Source organism: Micromonospora acroterricola (assembly GCF_003172955.1).
GTDB lineage: Bacteria > Actinomycetota > Actinomycetes > Mycobacteriales > Micromonosporaceae > Micromonospora > Micromonospora acroterricola.
The window spans coordinates 15082-39803 of sequence record NZ_QGKR01000162.1; the positions used below are offsets into that span (position 1 = coordinate 15082).

Sequence of the window (24722 nt, forward strand, 5' to 3'; positions counted from 1 at the left end):
CCGGCCCTGGGTGGCTCCTTCGGAGCGGTTGGCCTGCCCGGCCTGGCTGACATCACCTGTCGCCCCGGCTCCGCCGGTTCCGGTGCGCCCGGCGGCTTTGCGACGCCGTGCCGCCGCGGCTCCGGCCGCTCCCGCCGCGAGCAGCGCCGCCATCAGTGGCCATGGAGTACGACGACGAGCCACGACTTTCTGCTTCTTCGGAGCACGACGACGAGCCGCGTCCTGTTGCCTCTTCAGAAACCTCTGCGCTCTCATTTCCTCATTGTCGGCACCCTGGCCGGCCCGGGTGCCGAAATCGACGCCTGCGACTGGTAACCGGCCGTGGGACTGTCCGGCCGCTCGCCGGCACCCCGTCGACCCTCAACGCCGGCCCTGCGGGGCCTAGCGGTATGCGGCACACCCTCTCAAGCATCCTAGGAGGATGTGCTGATCCGGCGTGCCGGCAGGGCGACATCCATGTGAAGCCGAGGCTCCTGGCGAGATCATCGAGCGAGGCGATCACGAGGAGTTGATGGTGCTCGGCGGCCGGTACGCCGCGCTGGTGCGGCGGCAGACCCGCACCCGGCACGAAGGGCGTCGGGGTCGGTGCCACTGATCACGCGGGCACCTTCGTGGTGGTGGGTATCAGCTGCCGCAGCAGCCGCCGGCCTGACCGTCGGCGGGGGCGGCGTCGAGGGTGACCAGGTTCAACGGTGCGGACAGCAGGCCCCCGGAGATGCCGGTGGCGAGTCCACGCGCTGCCGGTTCGGCGGTGGGCGCCGGCCCACAGCAGCTGTCGCCGGTGGCGGAGTCCGCGGGGTTGCTGTTGCAGACGCCGGTCTCGGGCAGGTCGAGCTGCACGTCGCGGGCGGCGGTCCAGTCCCCGGCGAGGGCCGCGACGACGGAACGGACCTGCTCGTAGCCGGTGGCCATCAGGAACGTCGGCGCCCGGCCGTAGGACTTCATGCCGACGGCGTAGTAGCCGGCCTCCGGGTGGGCGAGTTCGTCGACACCGTGCGGGGGCACGGTGCCGCAGGAGTGCTCGTTGGGGTCGATCAGCGGCGCGAGGGCTCGGGTGGCGCCCAGCACCGGGTCGAGGTCGAGGCGCAGCTCGGCGGCGATCGAGTGGTCGGGGCGGAAGCCCGTCGCGGCAACGATCCGATCCACGGTGACCGACTCTTCGCTGGCGTCCGCATGCCGCACGACGACGGTCACCCGCCCGTCCGTCGGGGTGAGCGCGTGCACGGAGAAGCCGGTGAGCAGCCGGATGCGGCCGGCGTCGACGTGCGCGCGCAGCCGCGCGCCGAGGGCACCGCGGGCGGGCAGCGCGTCCGCGTCGCCGCCGCCGTACGTACGCGCCGGGGAGGCGGTCCGGATCGCCCAGGTCACCTCGGTGCCCGGCGTGGTGGCGGCCAGTTCGGCCAGGGACAGCAGCGTGTTCGCGGCCGAGTGGCCGGCCCCGACGACGAGGCTGTGCCGGCCGGCGAAACGGTCCCGGGCCGCGCCGAGAACGTCGGGCAGCGCGTGCTCCAGGAACGCAGCGACAGTGGTCTCGCCGCGGGCGGGCAGGCCGGACGCGCCCAGGACATTCGGGGTGCCCCAGGTGCCGGACGCGTCGATCACCGCGCGGGCGAGGAGTTCGTCGCCGTCGGCGAGGCGAATCAGGAACGGTGTGGACTCACGGCCAGCGGTGCGCAGCCGGTCCCGGCCCAGGCGGCTGATCGCCTCGACCCGGGCGCCGTAGCGCAGGTGCGGCTTGAGTTGCGGCAGCTCCGCGAGGGGCTGGAGGTAGTCGCCGACCAGCTCCGCTCCGCTGGGCAGGGCCTCCAGGTCGGGGACGACCCAGCCCGCCTCGTCGAGGATCCGGCGGGCGGCCGGGTCGATGTTGTAGCGCCACGGGGAGAAGACCCGCACGTGGCCCCACTGCCGCACGGCGGCGCCGGGGGTGTCGGCGGCTTCGAGGACGGTGAAGGCGATGCCCCGCTCGTGCAGGTGCGCGGCGGCGGCCAGGCCGACCGGGCCGGCGCCGATGACCACGACGGGCAGCTGGTTCAGGGTGCTCATCAGTCAAACTCCTTGTGTTGAAGATTGTCGAATCAAGTCGGCGGACGGGGCCCGCGCGCGAGGGGCCAGGGTTGGTCAGGTGACGACGGGACTGCGGCGCTCGAGCAGCACGACGTCGCGCCAGCGTCCGTGGTGGCGACCAACCCGCTCGCGTACGCCGATGACACGGAAGCCGGCCCGCTCGTGCACGGTGAGGCTGGCGGCGTTCTCGGGGAAGACCCCGGACTGGATGGTCCAGATGCCGGCGGCTTCGGTGGAGGCGATCAGCGTGTCCAGCAGCAGCCGGGCGACGCCGCGGCCCTGCGCGGCGGGGTCGACATAGACGGAGTGCTCGACCACGCCGGCGTAGACCGTGCGGCCCGAGGTGGGCGCCACAGCGATCCAGCCGACCACCGTGTTGTTCCCGTCGACCGCCACGAAGCGGTGCGCGGGCAGCTTCGCCGCGTCGAACGCCGCCCAGGTGGGTGCCGTCGTCTCGAAGCTGGCGTCGCCCGCGTCGAGTCCGGCCTGGTAGATCGCCAGGACCCGGTCGGCGTCGTCGTCCCGCAGGGGGCGCACCGTGATGTCGGCCATCAGCAGGCTCCGTTCGGGTGGGGGGCGGGTCGGCCCATGACGACGTCCGCGGCGGAGGGGAAGCAGTCGACGCAGGCGTCGTTGATCCGGTAGTGGCGGGCAGTGCCGACCGGCTCGACGAGGACGAGGCCTCTTCTGGAGAACATGACGGCCCCTTCCCAGGACGCCTGTCTTGACGCCTGTCTAAGCAGAGAGTTGCACGCTGATTAGAAGGATGTCAACCTAGAGGAATGTCGAAGCAAGGCCGGCCTCTCGCCCTCGTGGATCTGACCGCAGACACGCCATGCTGCCCACCACTGGCTCAGCGCCGGGTGCCGGCCGAAACCGCCGCAGTGCTTGCTCCGGCGTTCAAGGCCCTGGGCGACCCGGTGCGACTGCAGCTGATGTCGATGATCGCCTCGGCGGAGGGCGGGGAGGCGTGCGTCTGCGACCTCACTCCCGCCTTCGACCTCACCGGGCCGACCATCTCGCATCACCTCAAGACGCTGCGCGAGGCCGGTCTCGTCGACGCCGAGCGGCGCGGGACGTGGGTCTACTACCGCGCCCGCCCGGCCATCCTGCGCCAGCTCGCCGCGCTGCTCTCGGTCGAACCGATCCCCGCCGCGTAGGCCACCGCCGGCGCCGCAGCCCTCGGGCAGAGCGCGGGGCCGCGTTCGCCGACCTCGCCGCCCGCGTCGACCGCGTCGCACCCGTCATCACCCCGCCATGAGTCCGGGGAGATCGCCATGACCGACACCAGCGCGCCACCCACCTGAACGTCGCCGTGAACCGGTGGATCACCGCACCCGGCCCACACCCTCACCGCAATGGGAGAGAACAGTCTGATGACCATCGCACTCCGGCGGCGCCTGCTGGCCGAGTTCACCGGCACCGCGCTGCTGGTCACCGCCGTGGTCGGCTCCGGCATCATGGCCACCACCCTCTCCCCCGACGACGTCGGCCTCCAGCTGCTGGAGAACTCGGTCGCCACCGCGTTCGCTCTCGGCGCCCTGATCCTGATCTTCGGGCCGGTCTCCGGGGCGCACCTCAACCCGGTCGTCTCCGTCGCGGACTGGTTCCTCGGCCGCAGCGCCGGCACCGGCCTCACCGGCCGTGACCTCGCCGGTTACGTCGCAGCCCAGACCCTCGGGGCGATCGGCGGGTCGATCCTCGCCAACCTCATGTTCGACCTGGCCGCCGTCGACTTCGCCGCCAAGGACCGCGCGGCGGGACACCTGTGGCTCGGCGAGGTCGTCGCCACCACCGGACTGATCCTGCTGATCTTCGCCCTCGCCCGCTCCGGCCGCGCGCCGGTCGCGCCCGCCGCCGTGGGCGCCTACATCGGCGCGGCCTACTGGTTCACCTCGTCCACCTCGTTCGCGAACCCGGCCGTCACGATCGGGCGGGCGTTCACCGACACCTTCGCCGGGATCTCTCCCGCCTCCGTACCCGGCTTCGTCGCCGCCCAGCTCGTCGGCCTCGCCGTCGGTATCTGTCTTCTGACCGCCCTTCACCCCGACGCGGGGACGGCCGCCGACCAGGTTGTCGCCCCGACGGGCGAGCGCGATCCGGTGCTCGGCCATCGTCCATGAGCAACAGACGTCGGAGCGGCAGGGCGCACCGGAGCCTGGTCGCCGGCCGCTACCAGCTGCTCGACCGCGACAGCGACCCCGCCAGCACCCTGCCAGCGATTCCTGAGCTGGCGCCGGTCAACCGGCCCCGCGACCCGTACCGCAAGAGAGGCTCCTGATGTCCGACAAGCCCAGCGTGCTGTTCGTCTGCGTGCACAACGCCGGCCGCTCCCAGATGGCAGCCGGGTGGCTGCGGCACCTCGCCGGGGACACCGTCGAGGTCCGCTCCGCCGGCTCCGCCCCGGCCGAAACAGTCAACCCCGCCGCGGTGCAGGCCATGCGGGAGGTCGGCATCGACATCACGGACCAGACGCCAAAGCTCCTCGAGTACGCGACCGCCGAGTCGTCGGACGTCATCGTGACCATGGGCTGCGGCGACGCCTGTCCGGTCTTCCCCGGGAAGCGCTACGAGGACTGGAAGCTCGACGACCCGGCCGGCAGGGGCGTCGAGTCCGTCCGCCCCATTCGCGACGAGATCCGCACCCGGGTGGAGAGGCTCCTCGCCGAACTCATCCCGGGTCATCCGACCACGGGCCCGACCCGGGCATAACGCTCGGAGAGTGCGTGGATCTTGCGGCGCGCGACGAGGGTGAGCGCCGGCACAGTTCTTTGGCGGTCGTTCCAGTTAGCCCGTACGGTGGGCGCATGGCCCGTACCCGGGAGTTCGACTTTGACGCGACGGTGGCCGCCGCCATGGAGGCCTTCCGGCGCAATGGCTACGAGGGGACCTCGATCCGCGACCTGACCAAGGCGACCGGCCTGGGCAGCGGCTCGATCTATGCCGCCTTCGGCAGCAAGGAAGGGCTGTACCTGGCCGCGCTCGACCTCTACCGGCAGCGGTACGCGGCGCCACTGATCGACATGCTGCGCTCGGGCAACGACGCCCGGGAGGTGATCCGCGAGGTTTTTGTCGGTGCGGTGGATGAGATCGCGCGGGACGGGAAACGCCTGGCATGTCTGATCGTCGGCGCCACCGTCGAGCGGGCCCGCGACGACCTGCGGGTTGCCGAGCGGCTCCGGTCGACGACTCGATCGCTGGAGTCCGCCCTCTTCGACGTGCTCGCCGAGGGACAGCTCCGCGGTCAGATCGCCGCCGACCGCAGTGCCACCGACCTTGCCACCTTCCTGGTGACCAGCCTCCAGGGCCTGCGGGTGATGGGCGGGATCAACGCCGACCGGGCCACCCTGATGCGTTCCGCCGAGGTCGCGCTGAGTTGCCTGGACTGACCGGTCCCGGACCGGTGCGGCCCTTTGTCGTATCCAGATACTGTAACGAACGCTCAAGATAATTTCGGAGGAAGAGGAATGACACCGACAGGCGTAGGCATCATCGGGCCGGGCGCGTGGGCGTCGGTCTCACACATCCCGGTGATCGCGGCGTCGCCGGCGTTCGAACTGCGTGCGGTCAGCACGTCCCGCCGTAGCTCGGCGGAGGCTGCGGCGGCCAAGCACGGGGTGCCCGGATACGACGACCACCGCCGCCTTCTCGCCGACCCCCGGGTCGATGTGGTGGTCGTCGCGGTGCAGGTCGCCCAGCATTTCGAGCTGATCTCCGCGGCGCTCGAGGCGGGCAAGATGGTCTACAGCGAGTGGCCGCTCGCCAACGGCCTGGCCGAAGCGGAGCGCCTCGCCGAACTGGCCCGCCAGGCCGGCGTCCGTACCGTGGTCGGCCTCCAGGGACGCTACGCCCCCGAGGTCGAGCACGCCGCGGACCTGGTTCGCGACGGGTACGTCGGCGAGGTGCTCGGCACCACCCTGGTCGGCTCCGGCATGGTCTGGGGCGGCGAGGTGGCCAGCCACAGTCAGGCCTACTGGTTCGACAACGCCAACGGCGCCACCCCGCTCACCTCCGCCACGCTGCACGCCCTCGACCCGCTGCACTTCGTACTCGGCGAGTTCGACACGGTCGCGGCCAACCTCGTGGTGGGGCGCAAGGAGGCGACCGTCACCGAGGACGGCAGCAGGATCCCGGTCACGGTGCCCGATCAGGTCGCCCTGATCGGCACGCTCACCTCCGGTGCGGCCGCCTCGGTCTTCTATCGGGGCGGCGCGTCACGCGGCGACAACCTCCGATGGGAGATCAACGGCACCGACGGCGACCTCGTTCTGACCGCGGCCTGGGGCAACATGCAAGTCGCCCAGCTCGCCCTCGCCGGTGGCCGCGGCGCGGACACCACCGCCACCACCATCGACGTTCCCACGTCCTATTCGGACGGGATCCCCACCGGCCTGGCCCAGACCCCGGCCGGAAGCGTTGCGCGGCTCTACGCGCAGCTGGCGCGCGACCTGGCCGACGGCACCCACACCGTGCCCGACTTCGAGCACGCCCTCAGCCGGCACCGCCTCATCGACGCCGTCGAGCGCGCCTCGGCCACCGGCGTCGCCCAGTCCCTGAAGTGACCGACCCGCGGCCGGCGCTCTCGGGCGCCGGCCGCCCGGCCAGATGGAGTCAATGACGTGAGAGCGATAGGGCTGCTGCGCCACGGCGGACCCGAGGTGCTGGAGGTCGTCGAGCGGCCGACCCCGCACGCCGGACCGGGCGAGGTCCGGATCCGGGTACGCGCCGCAACCGTCAACCCGGCCGACACCCTGATCCGGGCCGGCGTCACGCCCATCCGGCAACGCGGAACGGAACCGGTCATCCCCGGCCTGGACGTCGCCGGGACCATCGACGAGATCGGCCCCGGCACCAATTCCCGCCTCGCCGTCGGCAACCGCGTGATGGCCATGGTCAACCCCACCCGCCCGGCCGGCGGCGGGTACGCCGAATGGGTCGTGCTCCCCGAGTCGTGGGTCGTCCCGGCGCCGGCCGGGGCGAGTCACGCCGAGGCGGCCACGCTGCCGATGAACGGGCTCACCGCCCTGCACGCCCTCGCCCAGCTACGCCTGACCGAGGGCAGCACCCTCGCCGTCACCGGCGCGGTCGGGGCGGTCGGCGGCTTCGCCGTACAACTGGCCACGGCCGCCGGGCACCGCGTGCTGGCCGACGCCGCCCCACAGGACGCCGACCTCGTCGCGTCGCTGGGCGCCGACCGCACCGTCGCCCGCGGACCCGGGGTCGCCGATCGCTTCCGCGCGCTCACCGCCGACGGCGTCGACGGGGTCGTCGACACCGCGATCATCGGCGCCCCGCTGCTCACGGCCATTCGCCGCGGCGGCTCCCTGGCGTACGTACGCGGCGGGGCGGACCACCCGGCGTTCGAGCGGACGGCCGCGACGCGCGGCGTGACCCTCGTCCACGCGTACGTGCACGACTACGACGGGCGACGCGACAAACTCGACCTGCTCCGCCGGCTCGCCGACGAAGGACGGCTCAGCCTCCGGGTCGCCGACACCTTTTCGCCCGAGCACGCGGCGCGAGCCCATCGGCTCCTGGCGGCGGGCGGCGTCCGGGGCCGACTGGTCATCGAGTGGTGAGTTCGCTGTCGAGCGGGTCGCCACGGAACCTGACCGGGATCGCGTCGCGGTGCCGGGACACATCCATCAGTTGCACTACATCAGAAACTGGAAGGCGAGGTAGCAACATGCGCGCGGTCATGCTCGAGGAATTCGGCGCCCCGCTCGTCCTAACGGAGATCGAAGAGCCGGTACCGGGTCCCGGACAGGTACTGGTCCGGGTCGCAGCGAGCGGTGTCAACCCGCTGGACATCAAGATCCGAGCTGGAAAGGCGGCCCACGCCCGGAATCACCCGCCGGCCGTGCTCGGTCTGGACCTGGCCGGTGTCGTGGTGGAGGTCGGCCCGGGGGTCACTGGCTTCGACTCCGGGGACGAGGTGTACGGACTGACCGGTGGCGTCGGTGATCTTCAGGGGTCGCTTGCCGAGTACGCGGCCGTGGACGCTCGGTTGCTCGCCCGCAAACCGGAGTCGCTGAGCCTGCGCGAGGCGGCGGCTCTGCCGCTGGCCGTCATCACCGCCTGGGAAGCGCTGGTGGACCGGGCGCGGGTCACGGCGGGCCAACAGGTGTTGGTGCACGGGGGTGCCGGCGGCGTCGGGCAGGTCGCCATCCAGGTCGCCCGCGCCCGGGGCGCTGAGGTCTTCGCCACGGGATCGACCCGGAGCCTGGAGACCATCGCTCGCCTCGGGGCGACTCCAATCGACTACACCACCACAGCGGTCGAGGACTATGTCACCGAGCACACCGGCGGCGAGGGCTTCGATGTGGTCCTGGACACCATCGGCGGCACCAGCCTCGACCTGTCGTTCACTGCGGTCCGCACCTATACCGGGCACGTCGTCAGCGTTCTGGGCTGGGGCACCCACAGCCTCGCGCCGCTGTCGTTCCGTGGTGCCACCTACTCCGGGGTCTTCGCCCTGCTGCCGATGCTGACCGGTCAGGGCCGTGAGCACCATGGAGAGATTCTGCGCGAGGCCGCCGCCCTGGTTGACGAGGGAGCGTTGAAGCCGCGCGTCGATCCCCGGCGGTTCACCCTGGCCACCGTGGCCGACGCCCACGCCGCCGTGGAGAGCGGTGCCAGCGCCGGCAAAATGGTGATCGACGTCGAGTGATGAGGGACCTTCGCGCACGCCCCGCTGGTAGAGGACACCAGCCGTCCAGGCGATGAAGCAGGAGGGTCAGGCCCGTACGATGGGGCGATGGACCCTGCGGGGGGGCCGCCGGCGATGCGGTACCGACTGCTCGGGCCGGTCGAGGTGTGGTCTCTCGCCGGGGAACGGCTGGCCCTCGGCACGCCGATGCAGGTGCGCCTGCTGGCCATCCTGATGTCCCAGCCGGGCACCGGGTGGTCGATCGACCAACTCGTCGACGAGCTGTGGCAGGGCCGCCCGCCGAAGACGGCGGCCGGGCAACGTGAAGACCTATGTTTGGGCCTTACGCCGGTTGTTGCGGTCCCCGGGCTCCCCCGACCCCGCCATCCTCGCCGGGGCCACCGGCTACCGTCTCGTCCTCGACGCTCAGGCGACGGACGGCGTGGCCTTCGACGACCTGACCCAGCGCGGGCATCACGCACTGCGGCAGGGCCGTTGCTCGGATGCTCTGCGGGCGTTCGAGGCCGCGCTGGCGCTGTGGCGCGGGGAGCCGTTCGCGGGCCTTCCCGGATCGGGGGTGTTGCTCTCCGTCCGGGCGCGGCTCCAGGAACAGCGGTCGAGTCTGCTGGAGGAGGTCGCGGACCTCCGTCTGCGCGACGGACGGCACAACGAGCTGATCGAGCCGCTGCGGACACACATCGAGGGGGATCCGCTACGGGAGCGCCCATGGGGGCAACTGATGGTGGCCCTGGCCCGGGCCGGACGGCGCGCGGACGCGCTGGCGACGTACCGGCAGCTACGCCGACTACTCCGCGACGAGGTGGGAGTCGAGCCCGGTCCGATCTCCAACACCTGCACAGCCGCATCCTGCGAGCCGTTGGCGATGGTCGGCCGGCTCGACACCGCCGCGGACCTGTCCGCGATGGTGGGCCCGCGCACGGCCGGACGGCCGTTCCTGCCCCGGTCAGCGGTGGGTCAGATAGTGGCGGGCCGTCTCACGCAGCCGGGCGTGGACCCCGTCGTACCCGCCGACCCCACCCAGGTAGCGCTTGTCCACCTTCGCCACCATCGTGTAGTTCGTGTCGCACACGTTGCCGACCGGAGCCTCACCGGCCTGGCTGACCAGTTGGTACGCGTCGAGCTGGTCCAGCCCGACCAGCTCGGCGGTCCAGGTGACCAGGTCGTGCTGGCTGATCCGGTAGGCGTCCTCCAGCGGACGGGCAGAGCCGGTGGACATCAGTGCGTCGTCCGACTCCAGCCGCGGCCACGGGGTGCCGACCCCCTTGACGACGTCCACCACAACCGTGGTGTTCATGGCCGCCTCGATGCCGGTGCCGCAGACCTCGCCATGACCCTGCCGGCAGTGCCCGTCGCCGAGGGCGAAGAGCGCTCCGGACACGTTCACGCCGAAATACGCGGTGACTCCGGCCCGCAGCTCCGGGGTGTCCATGTTGCCGCCGTGCGCGTCCGGGGTGATCGTCATCCGCGCCTCGAAGGCACCCGGCGCCACCCCCGCGGTGCCATGCATCGGATCCAGCGGCAGCGCCACGGTGTAGTCGCCCCGGCGTGCCCGGTACGTCGCCGTGCCGGCGGCGACGTCGACGTCGTACCGCCAGACCACCTCGTCCAGCGGGGGGTGCAGGGTCGCCGTGGTGTGGGTGCCGGTGAGGGCGCCGAAGTGCGGAAAGGTGGTGGACACGGCCCAGTCCCGGGCCGGCTCGATGGAGACGAAGTGCACGGCGAGGGTGTCCCCGGGCTCGGCCCCCTCGATGTGGATGGGCCCCGTCACCGGGTTGAGGTAAGGGAACTGGCAGACCTGCGACGGCAGGTCGTCGGTGCTCCGGACCCGCCCGCCGAAGCAGTCCTCGGTGTACAGCTCGAGGATCGTGCCCGGGCGCACCCGGAGCACCGCCTCGCGCCCGCCGAAGGTGTAGGACAGCTCGTCCGGCTCCGGCCGGTACCTCACCACGTCGGTCTTCACTGCGGCTCCTTCACCGGCTCGTCGGTGCTGTCGTGGGGGACGTCGACGAGCGCGGGGAGCTCGGGACGCCGGCCCGTCAGGTAGGAGGTCAGCAGGACCAGCAGCCCGACGCCCAACCAGACGAAACCGAGCACCTGGGCGGCGACCTTGGCGTTGATCACGACGTAGAGCAGGATCAGGAACCCGATCACCGGCACCACCAGATGCCGCAACCAGTCCCGGCTGCCGTTGCGCACGACGTAGTGGGTCACGACGGAGACGTGGAGCGCCAGGAACGCCGTCATGGCGCCGAAGTTGACCAGTGTGGACAGCAGAGAGATGCCGTCGTCCCGACTGGCCATGTAGAGGCCGAGCGCCAGGGAGATGGCGGCGACCAGCAGGGTGGCGTTGGTCGGCACCTTGTGTTTCGGGCTGATCCGGGCGAGGAAGCGCGGCATCTGCCGGTCGCGGGCCATCGCGTACAGCAGGCGGGAGGTCGCGGCCTGGGCGACCAGGGAGTTGGCGAAGCCCCAGGCGATCGCGGTGGCCAGGGCGGTCAGCCCGGCCAGCCAACCCCCGCCGGCCGCGCGCGCCGCGTCGTAGAACGCGGTTCCCTCGGCGTCGCCGTTGGCGAGCAGGCCGGCCGCGTCCGGCACCAGCAGGGCCGCGACCCACGTCTGCACGACGAACAGGGCACCGGCCAGCAGCAGCGCCGCGATCATCGCTCGGCCGATCTGCCGGGCCTCCTCGCGGCTCTCCTCGGCCAGCATGGAGATCCCGTCGAAGCCGAGGAAGGAGAGCACGGCGATCGACACCGCGCCGAAGACCAGCGGCCAGGAGAAGGTGTCCGCGTTGAACAGCGGCCCGAGCGAGAAGTCGGCGCCCTTGCCCTGCGCCAGCGCGGTCACGCCGACGACCAGGAAGATCACCAGGATGACCAACTCAGCGGCGAGCATCACCCGGTTGACCCGGGCGGTCATCTTGATGCCGAAGTAGTTGACGACGGTGTTGAGCACGACGAAGGCCGCCAGCCACGCCCACACCGGCACGCTGGGCACGAGGGAGTGCATGGCCACGCTGGCCACCAGGTAGAGCAGACCGGGCACGAGGACGTAGTCGAGCAGGATCACCCAGCCGGCGAGGAAGCCGACGGGCGGTGCGATGCCGCGACCGGTGTAGCTGTAGACAGAGCCGGCCATGGGGAACGCGCGGACCATCTGCGCGTACGACAGGGCGGTGAACATCATCGCCACCATGCCGATGATGTAGGCCAGCGCGACCATGCCGCCGGAGCCGGCGTACACGCTCCCGAAGATGCCGAAGGGGGCGATCGGCACCATGAAGATCAGTCCGTAGATGAGCAGGTCGGTGAAGCTGAGGGTCCGGCTCAGTTCCTGTCGGTAGCCGAACTGCTCGACCTGGGCGCCTGTCGCGGACGGGTCGGGAGGTTGAGTCACGGCACGCCTCCTTGGTCTGATAAGGCCGAACGTTAGCCCAGCTATCGACGGACAGCTAGATCCATGTGCCTGGATCGAAGGAATCGCGACGTCACGAGCCGGAAATGGTCGGGCTTGACTGTCTGGCGTCGAGCCTGGGGTGCACGGACGACTCAGACATGCAGGGTGGGCCGGTAGATGAGCTCCTGGGAGCGGCCGTCGAGTGTCCGGCTCTCCAGCAGCTCCAGGTCGAAGTCGGCCGCCCCCTGGAAGATCGGCTCTGTCCCGGTCTGACCGGTGATCACCGGGAAGAGCGTCACCTGGACGAAGTCGACGAGACCGGCGGCCATCAGCGCGCGATTCAACGACAGGCTGCCGTGCGATCGCAAGGGCACCTCGGACTCCTTCTTGAGCCGGGCGACGACCTCGACTGCGTCACCGCTCGCGACGGTCGCGTCCGGCCAGTCGAGGGGTCCGTCCAGCGTGCGCGACACCACCGTCGCCGGGAGGTTCCTCATCCGGGTGACCCAGGCGTCACGAACCTCGGACTCCTCGGTGCTCGCTGCCAGCATCCGCGCGAACACCCGGTACGTGCCGGCCCCGAAGACCATGCGCTGTTCCTCGCTGTACACGGCGAGGCGGTGCGCAAGCAATTCGGGGCCTTGCTTACCCCAGTAGCCGCCCCAGTTGCCGCTGGTGGTGCCGAAGCCATCGAGGCTGGAAAAGACGTCGAAGGTGTAGGTGGCGGTCATGGTGCTCTCCATTCACGTGTGAGTTCGGTACGACGAGTCCGCAGGTGGGCCCGCTCGGTCTCGTTGGTGGCCAGTGCCATGGCCTGGTCGTAGGCGGCTCGGGCGTCTGCGTCGCGTCCGAGCCGGGCCAGCAGTTCGGCCCGGGTGGCGGGCAGCCGGTGGTAGCCCGGGAGATCGACGTCCTCCAACGCGGCGAGGGCTACCGCCGGTCCGTGCACCTCGGCGACGGCGACCGCACGGTTGAGCGCGACGATCGGGGTCGGCGCGAGCGCGAGGAGCTGGTCGTAGAGCGCCAGGACCTGCGGCCAGTCGGTGGCGGCGCCGTCGGTGTGCACCGCGCTGATCGCGGCCTGGATCTGGTACGGGCCGGGCCGGTTACGCCGCAGACAACGGCGGACCAGGTCGTGACCCTCGGCGATGAGTGTCCGGTTCCACAACGACCGGTCCTGGTCGGCCAGCAGCACCAGTTCGCCGGCCGGGTCGAGCCGGGCCGGTCGGCGCGCCTCGGTCAGCAGCAGCAGGGCGAGCAGGCCGAGGACCTCGGGCTCGTCGGGCATCAACGCGGCGAGCTCGCGGGCGAGCCGGATCGCCTCGGTGCACAGGTCCGTTCTGATCAGCGGTCCGGCGGTGGACGTGTAGCCCTCGTTGAACATCAGGTAGAGCACGGTGAGCACGGGCGGCAGCCGGTCCGGCAGCTCGTGTTCGGCTGGTACCCGGTAAGGGATGCCGGCGTCGCGAATCTTCTTCTTGGCGCGCACGATTCGCTGGGCGACGGTCGCCTCCTGGATGAGGTAGGCCCGGGCGATCTCCGGTACGTCGAGGCCGCCGAGCAGGCGGAGCGTGAGGGCGGTCCGCGCGTCGGGAGCGAGCGCCGGGTGGCAGCAGGTGAAGATGAGTCGCAGCTGGTCGTCTTTCACCGGTCCCACCTCCTGGGGCTCGTCCGGTTGGTGCAGCAGCAGGGCTTGGGCGTGCCGGGCCTCGCGGGTCGACTCCCGGCGGAGCCGGTCGACGGCCCGGTTGCGTGCGGTGGTCACGATCCAGGCGCCCGGGTTCGGCGGCGGGGTCTGCCACTTCTGCAGCGCCGTGGTGAACGCGTCCTGGACCGCCTCCTCGGCGAGGTTGATGTCACCGAGAAGGCGGGCCAGGGTGGCGACGCAGCGGCCGTACTCCGCGCGGTAGATGCTCGCCAGGTCCATGTCGGGTGCCCGGCTCCTGTTCAGGCCTGGGACAGGTCGTCGAAGGGGCGCACCTCGACCGGGCCGCAGGCCGCCGCGCACTTCTCGGCCCAGGCCAGCGCCTGGTCCAGGTCCGCGCACTTGATGACCCAGAATCCGGCGATGTGCTCCTTCGTCTCGGCGAACGGCCCATCACTCATGGTGGTGGTGCCGTTCTCGATCCGGACGACGGTGGCGCTGTCCGGCGACAGGAGCCCTCCGGCGAAGACCCAGACACCCGCGGCCTGCATCTCTTCGCCGATCCGATCGGTCTCCCTGAACATGGTCTGCATCTCCTCGTCAGACGGCGCCGGTGCGCCCTCGACGAAATGCACGGAAAGCAGGTACTGCTTCATGACGGTCCTCCGGTAGCTCGATGTGGGATGGCGACAGGTCAGGCGGCCAGGCGGCGCGCGACGGCGGGGATCACGATCGCGGCCGCGACCAGGTGGGTGAGCATCAGCAGAGCCTTGGTGGCCACCCCGGCGTCGGCGATCACGTCGGGCACCAGCGACAGGACGGTCAGCACCACCGTCGTGCGGACGAACGCGCGCCGCGGACGCCGGGCGAAACGGGACAGCAGCGCGGCGATGACCACGCCGATCAGCGAGAAGGCAGCGGTCAGCACGCCGAACCCCGTCACCGGAATCGGGGCGCCGCCCATGTCGAGGCTGATCCCCGCCGCGTGGCCGGCGGCGGCGACAGCCATGGTGGCGCCGCTCGCGGCAACCGTCGCGATGACACCGGCCCGGGTCAGCGCACCGAAGGTCGAAGTGGTGGCGTGGGTCGCGTTCACAGTGGTGGTCATCGTGCCCTCCAGTGGGTGTACGGCCCGTCTCTGTGCCGGGCTCTCACCAGGGCTACGAAAAGGACCAGCCCCAATCGACAGGCACGCCCACATCTTTTCGAAGATATTCGAGCCGGGTACATGGAGGCAGTCTCCAGGCATAGCGGACGAACCGCGACGATACGCCGGTGACGCTCCCAGCTTCAATGAGCGCGCGGCGCGACCCCGACCTCCACCTCCTCCGCGTGGCCGCGTCGCCTTGCCGCACGATCATGTACGCGTTCATCGCCAGTCCCAGCACAGGCCGCCTTGGATCCCGAGTATGCGACGCGATGCGCTTCGTGCACCTGGCGTGCACCCTGTGGCGGCAGATCAGTGCGGATCGACGTCACTGGCCATCGCATCGTCGCCGCGAGCGGGCGCTCGGCGCGTGCCCGCTCGTCGGTGGGAGGCCCTCGCGGCACCACACCAGAAACCGGCCAGGCGTCGGCACGGGTTGAACACGACCGGGGAGGGAACATCGGCCGAGCCGGGCCCGATCAGAGAAGGGAACGTGTCAACGTCCGCTTCACTCGCGTCGAGTTCGCGAAGTAGACAATGCCCACGATGCTCGGCACGGAGTCGATGACCGTGCCGACCGGTGACTTCATTCCCAGGACGTTCCAGGCCACGAGACAGCCGATCGAGATCGCGCAATACAGGTAGTTGTGGACGATCGCGGCCCGACGCCTGGTGCAGATCAGCCACAACAGAACGAGGATGTAGACGGCGAGGAAGCTGTTCGTCACCACGTAAAAGACGATGTGGCTCTCAGGCCCGAGGTCCGTCATCCCCACCAGGGACGGGTTCGCGTCGATGACCAGGGTCGCGATGGTCAGACCGATTCCGTGGATGAGCAGCAGCACAAGAACCACCACGTACCCGACGAGGAGGCCCCTGAGGCGCGGGGCCGACGATCGGGCCGGTACCTGCGCCGCGGCATCCTCGCTCGCGTGATCGTGGTGGAGCGAGCCCTGACCGCGTGGTTGTTCGACAGGTATCACGGCCTTGACGGTATGGGCCGATACCCCAGCGCACCATGGTGCTAACCCTCGTATCCGACGTCGGGCTAACCCGACCTGGCCAGGTGGCCTGGGATCACCGTCGCCGGCATCCGGCCGACGTACACAATCCAGAACTCACGGGTATCCCGTACCTGGGCGGCATCGACAACAGGCCGCCCACCACCATCGCGATCCACAGCGGCGAATCCTGCCCGCCGCAGTCGACCACGAGCCGGCCCTTCCGAGCCGAGGTGATGGCGCCTCAGCGATTGTCCGATCCGCATACTCGGATGGAATCGCTGGCCGGTGGGCCGGATAGGGTGAGATCGTTCTGCCGTCGATCGCGCTGGGAGACGACATGTGGTGGTCGGGCGTTGGCATCCTGGCGATCGTCTTTCCCGCCGCCACAGTCGCCGCGGGTTACCAGATCGGCGGCTATCCCGGCGTACCCTGCGGCTTCTTCGTGGCCGGCATCGCGACGTGGTTCGTCGGGCGCCGGATCAACCGCACCGAAGACCGGATGATCTACCACAACGAGCACCGCTTGTACTCGATCCCCATGCAGTACTGGGCGTTCCTCTGGATGTTCCTCGCGCTGACGCAGACCGTCCTAGGGCTCCTGGGAAAGGCGGGCTGGCAGCAGGAGTGACGGTTGCTTGCCGCCCCACCTCGGCGATCGCGCGGCGTCCGACAGCTCACGGTCCTGGCCCGGTGCACTGGGTCTGATTTCCTGCGCCCGAGGCGACCCCTATTGCTACTCATCGATTCGTGGTAGAAATCCTTCGTGCGCACGGGTTTCGAGCTAGATTTTCTTCGGAGGGAGGCCACGATGAGAAGCATTGCCGGTTGGCTGGTGGGTCTCACCGTTGCCGCTGGGCTCGTGGCACCGGCGGCCCCGATTGCTGTGGCCGCGACGCCCCCGCAGGCATCGGCCTCTGTGACGCTGTCGGCCGCCGGGCCGCAACCCGGCACCTTCACCGGCCGGGGATTCGACACCTGCACCGCCCCGTCACAGGCTGCGATGGACGCGTGGCGGGCCAGCTCGCCCTACGGCGCGATCGGCATCTACATCAGCGGGGCCAGCCGCTCCTGTGCCCAGCCCAACCTCACCGCGACCTGGGTGGCCAACCAGACGAGCAACGGATGGCGGCTGATCCCCATCGAACTGGGATACCAGGCGCCGTGCGGTACCCGCACACCGAAGATGTCCGCCGATCCCACCACCGCCCGGTCACAGGGCGTCTCCGCGGCGAACAGCGCCGCGAATGCCGCCCAGGCACTGGGCATCGGCAGTGCGAGCACCATCTACAACGACATCGAGCAGTACCCGTCGAACACGTCGTGCCGAGCCGCCGTGCTGTCGTTCCTGTCCGGCTGGGTCGAGCAGTTGCACGCACGCGGTTACCTCGCCGGCATGTACTCCAGCGGCTCGTCCGGCATCAAGGATGTCTGCGACGCGTACGGCAACCCGGCCTACACGCGGCTCGACCAGATCTGGATCGCCTGGTGGAACGGGGTGGCCGACACGGACGCCGGAAGTTACTGCGCCGATGCCTACTACGCGAACCACCAGCGCCTGCACCAGTACGCCGGCGACGTCACCGAGACGTGGGGCGGCGTGACGATGAACATCGACCGCAACTACCTCGACGTGGCAGTCGCCCAGACCCCACCGCAGCAGTGGACCGCAACCATCGACAACAGCACCGCGGACGGGTTCACCGCGAGCATCGCCTGGGGCACGTCGACCTACTCCGGCCAACGGTTCGGCACCGACTACCGCTTCGCCAACCCGTTGTCCTCCAGCGACGTCGCCTGGTACCGGTCGACCATCCCGGCGACCGGAAGCTACGAGATCTCGGTCTGGTACCCGGCCGACGCCGGCTACAACAACCAGACGCCCTATCTCGTGGCGACCACCACCGGGAACAGGTCCGTGGCCGTCAACCAGCGGATCAACGGCGGTCGGTGGGTCTCCATCGGCGTGTTCACCCTCGCCGCGGGCACCGGCAACAAGGTCGGCGTGAGCCGCTGGACCGCCGGCACCGGAATCGTGGTCGCCGACGCGGTGCGGATCACCCGGGTCTGAAGTCGCTCGCTGGCGGGCACGGGACGCGCCGTTCAGGGCGGCTGCTCCCATCAGGAGGGGATTCCTGCAAGGTACCCGGCTGCGGCGGACCAGTCCGCCTGTGTCAAAGGCGGCAGCTCCACGCCCGCCGACACCAGCGCCTCCTGCCATCCTTTGATGCGGCCGGCGCTGTCGAACCAGCCCGGGGGGGCGGACTCGGTCGTGCACCGAGCCCGCCCCGCACCGTCTACCGGTTCCGCGACGTCGCTGCCCGCGACGCCCGGGGGCCTCGCATCAACGCTGGAGTGTGAGCAGACCCGGCCGGTACGGCAGGAGGCCGTAGTCCCCGCCGGAGTTGGGCGAACGTCCCTGGTAGAGCAACTGCAGGTTGCAGGGATCCACGGTCATGGTCTGGTCGGCGTTGCCGCGGATCAGTTCGCCGTGGCTGATGTCGTTGGTCCAGGTGGCGCCACTGTTGGCCTTGCCGGCGAAGGGATTGCTCTCGGTCGCGGCCTGCGGCGTCCACGAGCCGCCCAGGCTGGTGGCCGTGAACGAGCGGAAGTAGCGACCCTGCGCGCCGATCGCCTCGACGAGCATGAGGTAGCGGCTCTGGCCCTGGAGCTTGTAGACCTGAACGGCTTCGAACAGATTGTTCGTCGTGTCACTCATGATCACCGTCGACGTTGAGCCGAAACTGCCCGGGAAATTCCCGATGGGCATGCTGGCCCGGTAGATCTTGCCGTTGTCCCCGGCGAAGAAGAGGTACATGTTCGTGCTGTCACCGATGAGCGCCTGGTCGATGGGTCCCGTGCCGGAGCCGGAGATGCTTCCGGAGAAGAGCACCTGCTCCGACGACCAGCCGTTCGCATTGGTGGGGTCGCTCGACGTCCGGTAGGAGAAGGCGGTGCCACCCCACTGATAGGCGAGCACCCAGATGTTCCTCGGGGCGAAGTAGAACAGCGAGGGCGCAACGGTGGAGAAAGACATGGTGTTCTGGCTGGCTGAGGCCATGTCGGACCAGTTCGTGAAGAGGCCGAAGTTCATCGAACCCCACCTCGTCCCGGTGTCGTGCGTCGTCGCGTAGACGATGTGCCTGCCGTTGTAGGGGGCGTAGGTGAAGTCCTTCAGCGAGACCCACCCCGACTTCGGGTTCGCCAGGGAGCCCGTCGATGTCCAGCGGTACGTCGACGGCAGAGCGCACGTGCCCGGCGGCGGCGTCGTGGGGTCACCGCCGCCGTCGACGCGGACGAGTTGCCACTGCTGGTTGCTGCCGTTCCAGTCGTCGTACTGAACGATGTTCCCGCCGTCGGCGGTCGACGCGCCCTGCACCTCCACCACCTTGCTGCTGTTCCGGTTGATCAAGCGGACGTAGCCACCGTCGGAGTCGGCCAATCGGAACTGCTGGTTGGTCCCGTTGCCGTCGCTCCACTGCACGATGCTCGCGCCGTTGGCCGTCGAGAAGTTGTGGACGTCCAGCACCTTGCCCGACAGCCGCGACTTCAACCGGTAGTAGCCACCATCCGAATCCACGAACTGCCACTGCTGCTGGTTGCCGTTGTTGCGCGCCCACTGCGTGATCCGCGCACCGTCGTTGGTCGCCAGGTTGTACACGTCCAACGCCTTGCCACTGTTCCGATTCACCAGCACGTACCACGCGCTCGTGTCGACCGTCGCCGCGGCGGCGGGCGTCGACACCACCGCCGCGGCGGCACCCCCGACCACCACCGTCATCACGCCAGCGGCGACGACCCGGAGCAACCACCCACGACGCCGCGACGGCGGCGGCGCGATTGTTGGAGACCTACCCAAGGCAGACATGATCCTCCTCCACATGACCAAGAGCCGAACGGTCTACCCGAAGACGGGAGCACCGCGAGGGCGCGGCTGGGCGCAGGCGTCGGACAGTTGTCAGCGCTAACAAGACGTCTGCATGCCCCAGCGCACGCCTGATTCCAGGTCGACGAAGCAGGCTTGCCCGGTAAGCCGCAGGTGTCGTCGTCCTTAGCCATCGACTGTGAGCGATAACATGCCGTTCGTCAAGTCGTCACGCCCCGGGCCAACAATCGATGATCGTCGTTCTTAGCGAACGACAACTCACGCCCAGGCAACCGCACCAGGTGCCGCAGGGCGGGCTGCCACGAGCACAACCATCCCCCGGCCCGCCCATTGCCAACAGCGTGGAGCGCGCGACTGACGAGTGACAACCACTGCCTACGTCCGGCTCCAGCCGGCCATCGTGGCCGAGGTCGAAACGACGCAGCCCGGAGTACGGCCGCTGGCGCCACCCATCGAATCCTGACGATGCTATGTTCGATCGTCATCGACTTCGCCTCGTACGCCGCGTGCCTTCGACAGCCAGCATCGACAACCTACCGACGGGGGAGATCATGACGAGCCGCGACCACACACGCCGTGCCATCTGGTCACGCACCATTCCGGCAGCCATCGCGCTCGGTTCGCTGGTCGCGTCCACGATGACCGGGCCGGCGCCCCTCGCCGCAGCCGCGACCTCCGGCACCAGCCCCGCCAATCCGGTGGTCACCTGGGACCTCAACGCCCAGACGGCGATCTGGGACGTCGCGGCTCAGCAACCGAACGAGCAGGTGCGCAGCTTCGCGATGGTGAGCGGAGCCGTCTACGACGCGCTGAACGCGATCGCCGGCACCCCGTACCAGCCGTACCTCGCCGCACCGCCGTCGAGCGGGACCGAGTCGGCGGACGCTGCCGTCGCCGCCGCCGCCCACGACGTACTCGCCGCCCTCTTCCCCGGTCAGCAGGAGCGGCTTCGGGCACAGTACGACGCGGCTCTCGCCGCGATTCCGGACGGGCGGTCGAAGCAGGGCGGCAAGACGATCGGGGCACGAGCCGCGGCCGCGATGGTCGCCGCACGGCAGGACGACGGCGCGTTCGGGGACCAGCAGTGGAGGAACGGGACACGGCCCGGACAGTGGCGACCCACGCCGCCGCTGTTCCTGTCCCAGGGCGCATGGACCGGACACATGCGGCCGTTTCTCATCCCCCGTGCGTCGATGTTCCGCACGCCCGAGCCGCCACGATTGACCGGCAACACCTACACCCGCGATCTCAACGAGGTGAAGGAGGTCGGCTCGGCGACGAGCACCGTGCGTACCCGGGACCAGACGGAGGCCGCGATCTGGTGGCACGACCGGCGTTCCGCCTCCTGGGAGATCAAACGCCAGCTCGCCACCACCCAACAGCTGGACGCCCTGCAGACCGCGCGCTTCTTCGCGATGACCGACCTCATCGTGGCCGACTCGGGAGTGGCGTGCTTCAGCCAGAAGGACTTCTGGAGCTACTGGCGTCCGGTCACGGCGATCCAACGGGCCGACACGGACGGCAACCCGAGGACGACCGCCGACCCAGGCTGGCAGTCGTTGCTCGTCACGCCGCCCTTCCCCGAGTACCCCTCCGGCCACGCCTGCGGCACCGGTGCGCGGATGTCGCTGTACCAACACTTCTTCGGCCGAGACGACATCGCGTTCAGCGGATCCAGCGTCGACTCCGGCACGACGAGGCAATTCACCAGCTTTTCGCAAGCGCTCGACGAGCTCATCGGCGCGCGCGTCTGGGGCGGCGTCCACTTCCGCGCTGCTGACGTCGAGGGGGCGAAACTCGGCGAGGAGGTCTACCGCTACGCGGTCCGGCACTACTTCCGCCCCCTGAGGTAGCCTCCCGGCCGTCCTGTGAGCGCGTGGCACCGCGTTCACCGACGTTTGAGCAACCCACGTTTGGCCATGAAGGCACGCAACGTCTCGGCATCCTCGGCGGACATCAACCAGCGTGGGATCACCGTCGCCGGCATCCGGCCGACGTACACGATCCAGAACTCACGGGTATCGCGTACCTGGTCGACCCCGTCCCAGGCGATGCCACCGGACTCCGAGCCGCTGCGCATCATGATGTTGTCATCGGTGATGTCGTAGCCGCCCTCGACTGCGTAGCGACCGGAGCGGCGCCGGGCGCGCAGACGCACCCACGGCCAATACAGCATCGACAGCAGGCCACCCACGACCATCGCCATCCACAGCGGCGAAACCTGCTCGCCCCACGCGAACCCCCGCGACACGGCCAGACCAATCGCCCCGACCGCCGCCAGCACCGCCCCGACATAGCCGTACCGGCGCAGCCGAACACTGCCGAGCGCAGCCGCCACGCGGCCGGGGTAGGCAGGATCGGCTGGGACGTCAAAACGGATGTGCACGCCAGAACGATAGTGCCCGTACCGTCTCGGCCAGGTGTGCCGGGCGCCGATAGGGCAAGCGTTTAGGTCTTGTAGCCATGGCAGGGCGGTGACGGTCGCGCAGTCCAGGGCTGTGGCATTCGGCCTGACCGGATGCCTGTGGTCTTGCCGCGCTGCTCGTGCGAGGCCCTGGAGCGGGTGTCCGGACGGGCGTCTGTCGCGCTGGTGCCAGTGACGGCTGCGCCGACGGCCAGCACGCCCAGATGCGGGCCGGCGGCGCGGGCTTCCTGCGGAATGACACACGGGCGGATCCCTCGTACCCCTTTACGGACTGGCGGCGCTCGCCGCGGCCCGGGCTGTCTTTGGCCGGGGCCTGACAGGCTAGTTTGCTCGGATGAGTCTCCTCGATGACGTCGCGAGGCGTGACAGTTGGCGATGCTGGGTGTGCGACGAGCCGGTCGACGCCGACATGTCGGTGAACGACCCGCGTGGTCCCAGCGTCGACAGCCGTACCGCCGACAAGAAGGCCAAGGTCGCCGAGCGACTCGCCCACCGTGCCTGCAACACCCGCAAGGGCGCGGTCAAGGTGGTCATCGCCTGGCCGGACCGTCTGCACGTGGTGGAGCCCGCGCCGCTGATCACCGTCGCCGAGCGACTCGAACGCAAGGGTGGCCGTGAGCTGGTCGCCCGCTGCCCGAGCAGGAAGGACGCCCAGGAGGCGGCGGACTGGCTGGTCGACCGGTTCTCCCGGCTGGTGCCCGGACTGCCGGTGACCGCGAGCGTCGAGGCAGGCGGCGGACAGTACCTCGTCGCCCTGGCCACCGGCCGCCGCTGACCGGTGGCCCTGGGCCGGCGGGCCGCCGCCGACCCAGGGCAGCCCGGACCCGAGCCACCACCAGCGCCGCTGCACGCCCGCCGCTCACAGTGTTGTGACGGCAGCGAGCGGTTCGCGCGTTCTCGGCGGCAGGTCGGGGCGATGCGGGGACAGCGTTGACGGCGGGGCCCGCCGTCTCGCCGAGTGAGGTTTTCGGTGGCTGGCCTGCGTGGCGAACCGGGTTGAGTGGCTCGCTGTCGTACCCAGCTGTGAGGCTTCGGGTCATGGCGACTTTCGTTCTGATCCACGGCGGCGGGAGCAGCGCCTGGGACTGGCATCTTCTGGTCCCTGAGCTGGCCAGCCGCGACCACGACGTGGTGGTGCCGGAATTGCCGATCGAGGACAGATCGGCGGGGTTCGTCGAGTTCCGCGAAACGGTCGTCACGGGGGTCGGCGACCGGAGCGACCTTGTGGTCGTCGGACATTCGTATGGTGCGTTCACCGCGCTGCTGATCGCCGACAGGCTGCCTGTTCGGCTGATCGTCCTGCTCACTCCGATGGTCCCGGAGCCCGGTGAGAGACCCGCGGACTGGTGGGGCAACACCGGTTACCGCGGCGCGGAAGGGCTCAGTGAGGAGCAGCAGTTCTACAACGGTGTGCCGGCAGCGATCGTCGCGGAGGCAGCGGCGCACAGCCGGGAGCAGGTCAGCGCGGAGTAGAACGAGCCGTGGCCTCTGGACGCCTGGCCGGACGTGCCGACGAAGGTCCTCATCGCCCGCGACGACCGGTTCTTCCCGGCGGACTTCCAGCGCCGGGTGGCCGCCGACCGGCTCGGCGCCGCCCCGGACGAGATCGACGGAGGCCACTCAGTGGCACTCAGCCACCCGAAGCAACTGGCCGACCAGCTGACCACGTACCTGCTGGGCTGACGGCGTTCGCACGCCCCTCCCCCAGCAACGGACGCTCAGCGTCTCGGCGCAGAGGTGGCCAGCGCCATATGGGTTCCGGTGACCGTGCAGGAGAATCCTTGATGTGCTGAATCTGCGTACTGTCACGATCGACGACTGGCCGTTGTGGCGGGAGGTCCGCCTCGCGGCGCTCGCCGAGGCACCACACGCCTTCAAGTCTCGGCTCGCCGAATGGCACAGCGGTGGTGAGGAGCGGTGGCGTTCGCGCCTGGAGATGCCGGGCAGCTACAACATCGTTGCGTTGCTCGACGACCAAGCCGTTGGCATGGCTGCTGGCGTTCCCGGTGACAACGGCATCAGCGAGCTGAGGTCCGTGTGGGTTGGTCCCAAGGCTCGGGGGCGCGGTGTTGGGGACCAGCTGATAGCGGCCGTCGAGACCTGGGCCCTACGGTCGGACGCTAGGACGTTGAAGCTCGCGGTGATCCCGGGCAACGAAGCCGCCATCGCCCTCTATCGACGCAACGGTTTCGTCGTCACCGGAGAGCTCGGGAGCCTGTTGTCCGACGGTGTGACCAGGGAACAGCTCATGGAGAAAGCGCTGCGCTGACAGGGACAACGCAGCGGCGGCGGGAGCCGAATGGTGGGCTGGAGACCCATGGGATCATGACGGAATGTCGACCCAGCATGACGCCGGTGACGCTCGGGCGACCGACCGGGCTGGAGATCCAGACCGTGGTGGTTCATGGGGAGTTCTGCGGAGGCTCGGTTCGGCCGGCGGGCCTTTCGGCTTGCGGCGCTCCGGTCTGGTGTTCCTGACCTGCCTGGC

Annotated in this window: 24 protein-coding genes and 3 pseudogenes; 15 read left to right on the top strand and 12 right to left on the bottom strand. The window is 69.9% G+C overall.

The window, feature by feature from the left end; all coding sequences use genetic code 11:
• Positions 1-624 precede the first annotated feature (624 nt).
• The 3 genes and pseudogenes from DKT68_RS09675 to DKT68_RS09685 form a co-directional block, all read right to left on the bottom strand.
• Positions 625-2043 (bottom strand): FAD-dependent oxidoreductase, encoded by a 1419-nt coding sequence (locus tag DKT68_RS09675; RefSeq protein WP_109817090.1) that lies wholly within the window; start codon positions 2041-2043, stop codon positions 625-627.
• Positions 2044-2118: 75 nt separating this feature from the next.
• Complete coding sequence (locus tag DKT68_RS09680; protein WP_109817091.1) at positions 2119-2616, bottom strand: GNAT family N-acetyltransferase; 498 nt, start codon at positions 2614-2616, stop codon at positions 2119-2121.
• Positions 2616-2741: pseudogene (locus DKT68_RS09685) on the bottom strand (transcriptional regulator); the annotation flags it as partial. The pseudogene DKT68_RS09685 and the gene DKT68_RS09680, both read right to left, overlap by 1 nt.
• A gap of 105 nt (positions 2742-2846) precedes the next feature.
• Here DKT68_RS09685 and DKT68_RS09690 point away from each other — a divergent pair.
• From DKT68_RS09690 to DKT68_RS32635, 9 genes and pseudogenes are all read left to right on the top strand, one after another.
• Positions 2847-3224: an ArsR/SmtB family transcription factor gene (locus DKT68_RS09690; RefSeq protein ID WP_109817092.1), complete on the top strand. Its 378-nt coding sequence runs from the start codon at positions 2847-2849 to the stop codon at positions 3222-3224.
• A 216-nt stretch (positions 3225-3440) separates the two neighbouring features.
• A complete protein-coding gene (locus tag DKT68_RS09695) occupies positions 3441-4187 on the top strand; it encodes an aquaporin (protein ID WP_109817133.1) in 747 nt (248 codons plus the stop codon).
• Positions 4184-4345: a hypothetical protein gene (locus DKT68_RS31130; protein ID WP_161556637.1), complete on the top strand. Its 162-nt coding sequence runs from the start codon at positions 4184-4186 to the stop codon at positions 4343-4345. Before DKT68_RS09695 ends, DKT68_RS31130 begins: the two co-directional genes overlap by 4 nt.
• Positions 4345-4776 (top strand): arsenate reductase ArsC, encoded by a 432-nt coding sequence (locus DKT68_RS09700; protein ID WP_109817093.1) that lies wholly within the window; start codon positions 4345-4347, stop codon positions 4774-4776. Before DKT68_RS31130 ends, DKT68_RS09700 begins: the two co-directional genes overlap by 1 nt.
• Positions 4777-4871: 95 nt before the next feature.
• On the top strand, positions 4872-5453 hold the full coding sequence (locus DKT68_RS09705) for a TetR/AcrR family transcriptional regulator (RefSeq protein ID WP_109817094.1): 582 nt from the start codon (positions 4872-4874) through the stop codon (positions 5451-5453).
• A gap of 78 nt (positions 5454-5531) precedes the next feature.
• Positions 5532-6626, top strand: a complete 1095-nt coding sequence (locus DKT68_RS09710; RefSeq protein ID WP_109817095.1) for a Gfo/Idh/MocA family protein — start codon at positions 5532-5534, stop codon at positions 6624-6626.
• A 57-nt stretch (positions 6627-6683) separates the two neighbouring features.
• Complete coding sequence (locus tag DKT68_RS09715; RefSeq protein ID WP_109817096.1) at positions 6684-7643, top strand: NADP-dependent oxidoreductase; 960 nt, start codon at positions 6684-6686, stop codon at positions 7641-7643.
• A 107-nt stretch (positions 7644-7750) separates the two neighbouring features.
• Positions 7751-8734, top strand: a complete 984-nt coding sequence (locus tag DKT68_RS09720; protein ID WP_109817097.1) for a zinc-dependent alcohol dehydrogenase family protein — start codon at positions 7751-7753, stop codon at positions 8732-8734.
• 421 nt (positions 8735-9155) lie between these two features.
• Positions 9156-9542 (top strand): annotated as a pseudogene (locus tag DKT68_RS32635) (AfsR/SARP family transcriptional regulator); the annotation flags it as partial.
• Positions 9543-9677: 135 nt separating this feature from the next.
• On the opposite strand, the gene DKT68_RS09730 reads toward DKT68_RS32635, so the two are convergent.
• The 7 genes from DKT68_RS09730 to DKT68_RS09760 all read right to left on the bottom strand — a co-directional run bounded on the left by DKT68_RS09730 (position 9678) and on the right by DKT68_RS09760 (position 15905).
• On the bottom strand, positions 9678-10694 hold the full coding sequence (locus tag DKT68_RS09730; protein WP_201748975.1) for an acetamidase/formamidase family protein: 1017 nt from the start codon (positions 10692-10694) through the stop codon (positions 9678-9680).
• Positions 10691-12130, bottom strand: coding sequence for an APC family permease (locus DKT68_RS09735; RefSeq protein ID WP_109817098.1), 1440 nt, complete (start codon positions 12128-12130; stop codon positions 10691-10693). Before DKT68_RS09735 ends, DKT68_RS09730 begins: the two co-directional genes overlap by 4 nt.
• 152 nt (positions 12131-12282) lie before the next feature.
• Complete coding sequence (locus DKT68_RS09740) at positions 12283-12861, bottom strand: dihydrofolate reductase family protein (RefSeq protein ID WP_109817099.1); 579 nt, start codon at positions 12859-12861, stop codon at positions 12283-12285.
• A complete protein-coding gene (locus DKT68_RS09745; protein WP_109817100.1) occupies positions 12858-14057 on the bottom strand; it encodes an RNA polymerase sigma factor in 1200 nt (399 codons plus the stop codon). Before DKT68_RS09745 ends, DKT68_RS09740 begins: the two co-directional genes overlap by 4 nt.
• A gap of 20 nt (positions 14058-14077) precedes the next feature.
• The gene (locus DKT68_RS09750) at positions 14078-14431 is read right to left on the bottom strand and encodes a YciI family protein (RefSeq protein ID WP_109817101.1); all 354 of its coding nucleotides are present in this window, start codon (positions 14429-14431) and stop codon (positions 14078-14080) included.
• 38 nt (positions 14432-14469) lie between these two features.
• Positions 14470-14883, bottom strand: coding sequence for a DUF6069 family protein (locus DKT68_RS09755; protein ID WP_109817102.1), 414 nt, complete (start codon positions 14881-14883; stop codon positions 14470-14472).
• A 518-nt stretch (positions 14884-15401) separates the two neighbouring features.
• A complete protein-coding gene (locus DKT68_RS09760; protein WP_109817103.1) occupies positions 15402-15905 on the bottom strand; it encodes a hypothetical protein in 504 nt (167 codons plus the stop codon).
• Positions 15906-16263: 358 nt separating this feature from the next.
• Here DKT68_RS09760 and DKT68_RS09765 point away from each other — a divergent pair, with 358 nt between their 5' ends.
• Positions 16264-16554: a hypothetical protein gene (locus DKT68_RS09765; RefSeq protein WP_109817104.1), complete on the top strand. Its 291-nt coding sequence runs from the start codon at positions 16264-16266 to the stop codon at positions 16552-16554.
• Positions 16555-16842: 288 nt separating this feature from the next.
• Positions 16843-17994 carry a glycoside hydrolase domain-containing protein gene (locus DKT68_RS09770; protein ID WP_236646807.1) on the top strand — a complete coding sequence of 384 codons (1152 nt, stop codon included), beginning with the start codon at positions 16843-16845 and terminating at the stop codon, positions 17992-17994.
• Positions 17995-18267: 273 nt separating this feature from the next.
• On the opposite strand, the gene DKT68_RS09780 is transcribed toward DKT68_RS09770, so the two are convergent.
• A complete protein-coding gene (locus DKT68_RS09780; protein ID WP_109817106.1) occupies positions 18268-19791 on the bottom strand; it encodes a non-reducing end alpha-L-arabinofuranosidase family hydrolase in 1524 nt (507 codons plus the stop codon).
• 569 nt (positions 19792-20360) lie between these two features.
• Between DKT68_RS09780 and DKT68_RS09785 the strand changes: the two genes are divergently transcribed.
• Entirely contained in the window at positions 20361-21662 is a 1302-nt protein-coding gene (locus DKT68_RS09785) for a vanadium-dependent haloperoxidase (RefSeq protein WP_201748976.1), read from the top strand.
• Positions 21663-21697: 35 nt separating this feature from the next.
• Here DKT68_RS09785 and DKT68_RS09790 read toward each other — a convergent pair whose 3' ends face one another.
• Entirely contained in the window at positions 21698-22195 is a 498-nt protein-coding gene (locus DKT68_RS09790) for a YcxB family protein (protein WP_109817107.1), read from the bottom strand.
• Between the two features lie 373 nt (positions 22196-22568).
• Between DKT68_RS09790 and DKT68_RS09795 the strand changes: the two genes are divergently transcribed.
• The 3 genes and pseudogenes from DKT68_RS09795 (at position 22569) to DKT68_RS09805 (ending at position 24503) form a co-directional block, all read left to right on the top strand.
• Positions 22569-23009, top strand: coding sequence for a hypothetical protein (locus DKT68_RS09795; protein WP_109817108.1), 441 nt, complete (start codon positions 22569-22571; stop codon positions 23007-23009).
• Positions 23010-23272: 263 nt separating this feature from the next.
• Positions 23273-23917: pseudogene (locus DKT68_RS09800) on the top strand (alpha/beta hydrolase).
• Between the two features lie 103 nt (positions 23918-24020).
• Positions 24021-24503 carry a GNAT family N-acetyltransferase gene (locus DKT68_RS09805; RefSeq protein ID WP_109817109.1) on the top strand — a complete coding sequence of 161 codons (483 nt, stop codon included), beginning with the start codon at positions 24021-24023 and terminating at the stop codon, positions 24501-24503.
• Positions 24504-24722: the final 219 nt, after the last annotated feature.

Bases quoted from the DNA above. Each gene is read 5' to 3' on its own strand.
- DKT68_RS09755 (WP_109817102.1), bottom strand. From the start codon at position 14,883: ATGACCACCACTGTGAACGCGACCCACGCCACCACTTCGACCTTCGGT.
- DKT68_RS09785 (WP_201748976.1), top strand. From the start codon at position 20,361: ATGACGAGCCGCGACCACACACGCCGTGCCATCTGGTCACGCACCATT.
- DKT68_RS09705 (WP_109817094.1), top strand. From the start codon at position 4,872: ATGGCCCGTACCCGGGAGTTCGACTTTGACGCGACGGTGGCCGCCGCC.
- DKT68_RS09695 (WP_109817133.1), top strand. From the start codon at position 3,441: ATGACCATCGCACTCCGGCGGCGCCTGCTGGCCGAGTTCACCGGCACC.
- DKT68_RS09680 (WP_109817091.1), bottom strand. From the start codon at position 2,616: ATGGCCGACATCACGGTGCGCCCCCTGCGGGACGACGACGCCGACCGG.
- DKT68_RS09740 (WP_109817099.1), bottom strand. From the start codon at position 12,861: ATGACCGCCACCTACACCTTCGACGTCTTTTCCAGCCTCGATGGCTTC.
- DKT68_RS09780 (WP_109817106.1), bottom strand. From the start codon at position 19,791: ATGTCTGCCTTGGGTAGGTCTCCAACAATCGCGCCGCCGCCGTCGCGG.
- DKT68_RS09795 (WP_109817108.1), top strand. From the start codon at position 22,569: ATGAGTCTCCTCGATGACGTCGCGAGGCGTGACAGTTGGCGATGCTGG.
- DKT68_RS09745 (WP_109817100.1), bottom strand. From the start codon at position 14,057: ATGGACCTGGCGAGCATCTACCGCGCGGAGTACGGCCGCTGCGTCGCC.
- DKT68_RS09765 (WP_109817104.1), top strand. From the start codon at position 16,264: ATGTGGTGGTCGGGCGTTGGCATCCTGGCGATCGTCTTTCCCGCCGCC.
- DKT68_RS09700 (WP_109817093.1), top strand. From the start codon at position 4,345: ATGTCCGACAAGCCCAGCGTGCTGTTCGTCTGCGTGCACAACGCCGGC.
- DKT68_RS09710 (WP_109817095.1), top strand. From the start codon at position 5,532: ATGACACCGACAGGCGTAGGCATCATCGGGCCGGGCGCGTGGGCGTCG.
- DKT68_RS31130 (WP_161556637.1), top strand. From the start codon at position 4,184: ATGAGCAACAGACGTCGGAGCGGCAGGGCGCACCGGAGCCTGGTCGCC.
- DKT68_RS09690 (WP_109817092.1), top strand. From the start codon at position 2,847: ATGTCGAAGCAAGGCCGGCCTCTCGCCCTCGTGGATCTGACCGCAGAC.
- DKT68_RS09720 (WP_109817097.1), top strand. From the start codon at position 7,751: ATGCGCGCGGTCATGCTCGAGGAATTCGGCGCCCCGCTCGTCCTAACG.
- DKT68_RS09750 (WP_109817101.1), bottom strand. From the start codon at position 14,431: ATGAAGCAGTACCTGCTTTCCGTGCATTTCGTCGAGGGCGCACCGGCG.
- DKT68_RS09675 (WP_109817090.1), bottom strand. From the start codon at position 2,043: ATGAGCACCCTGAACCAGCTGCCCGTCGTGGTCATCGGCGCCGGCCCG.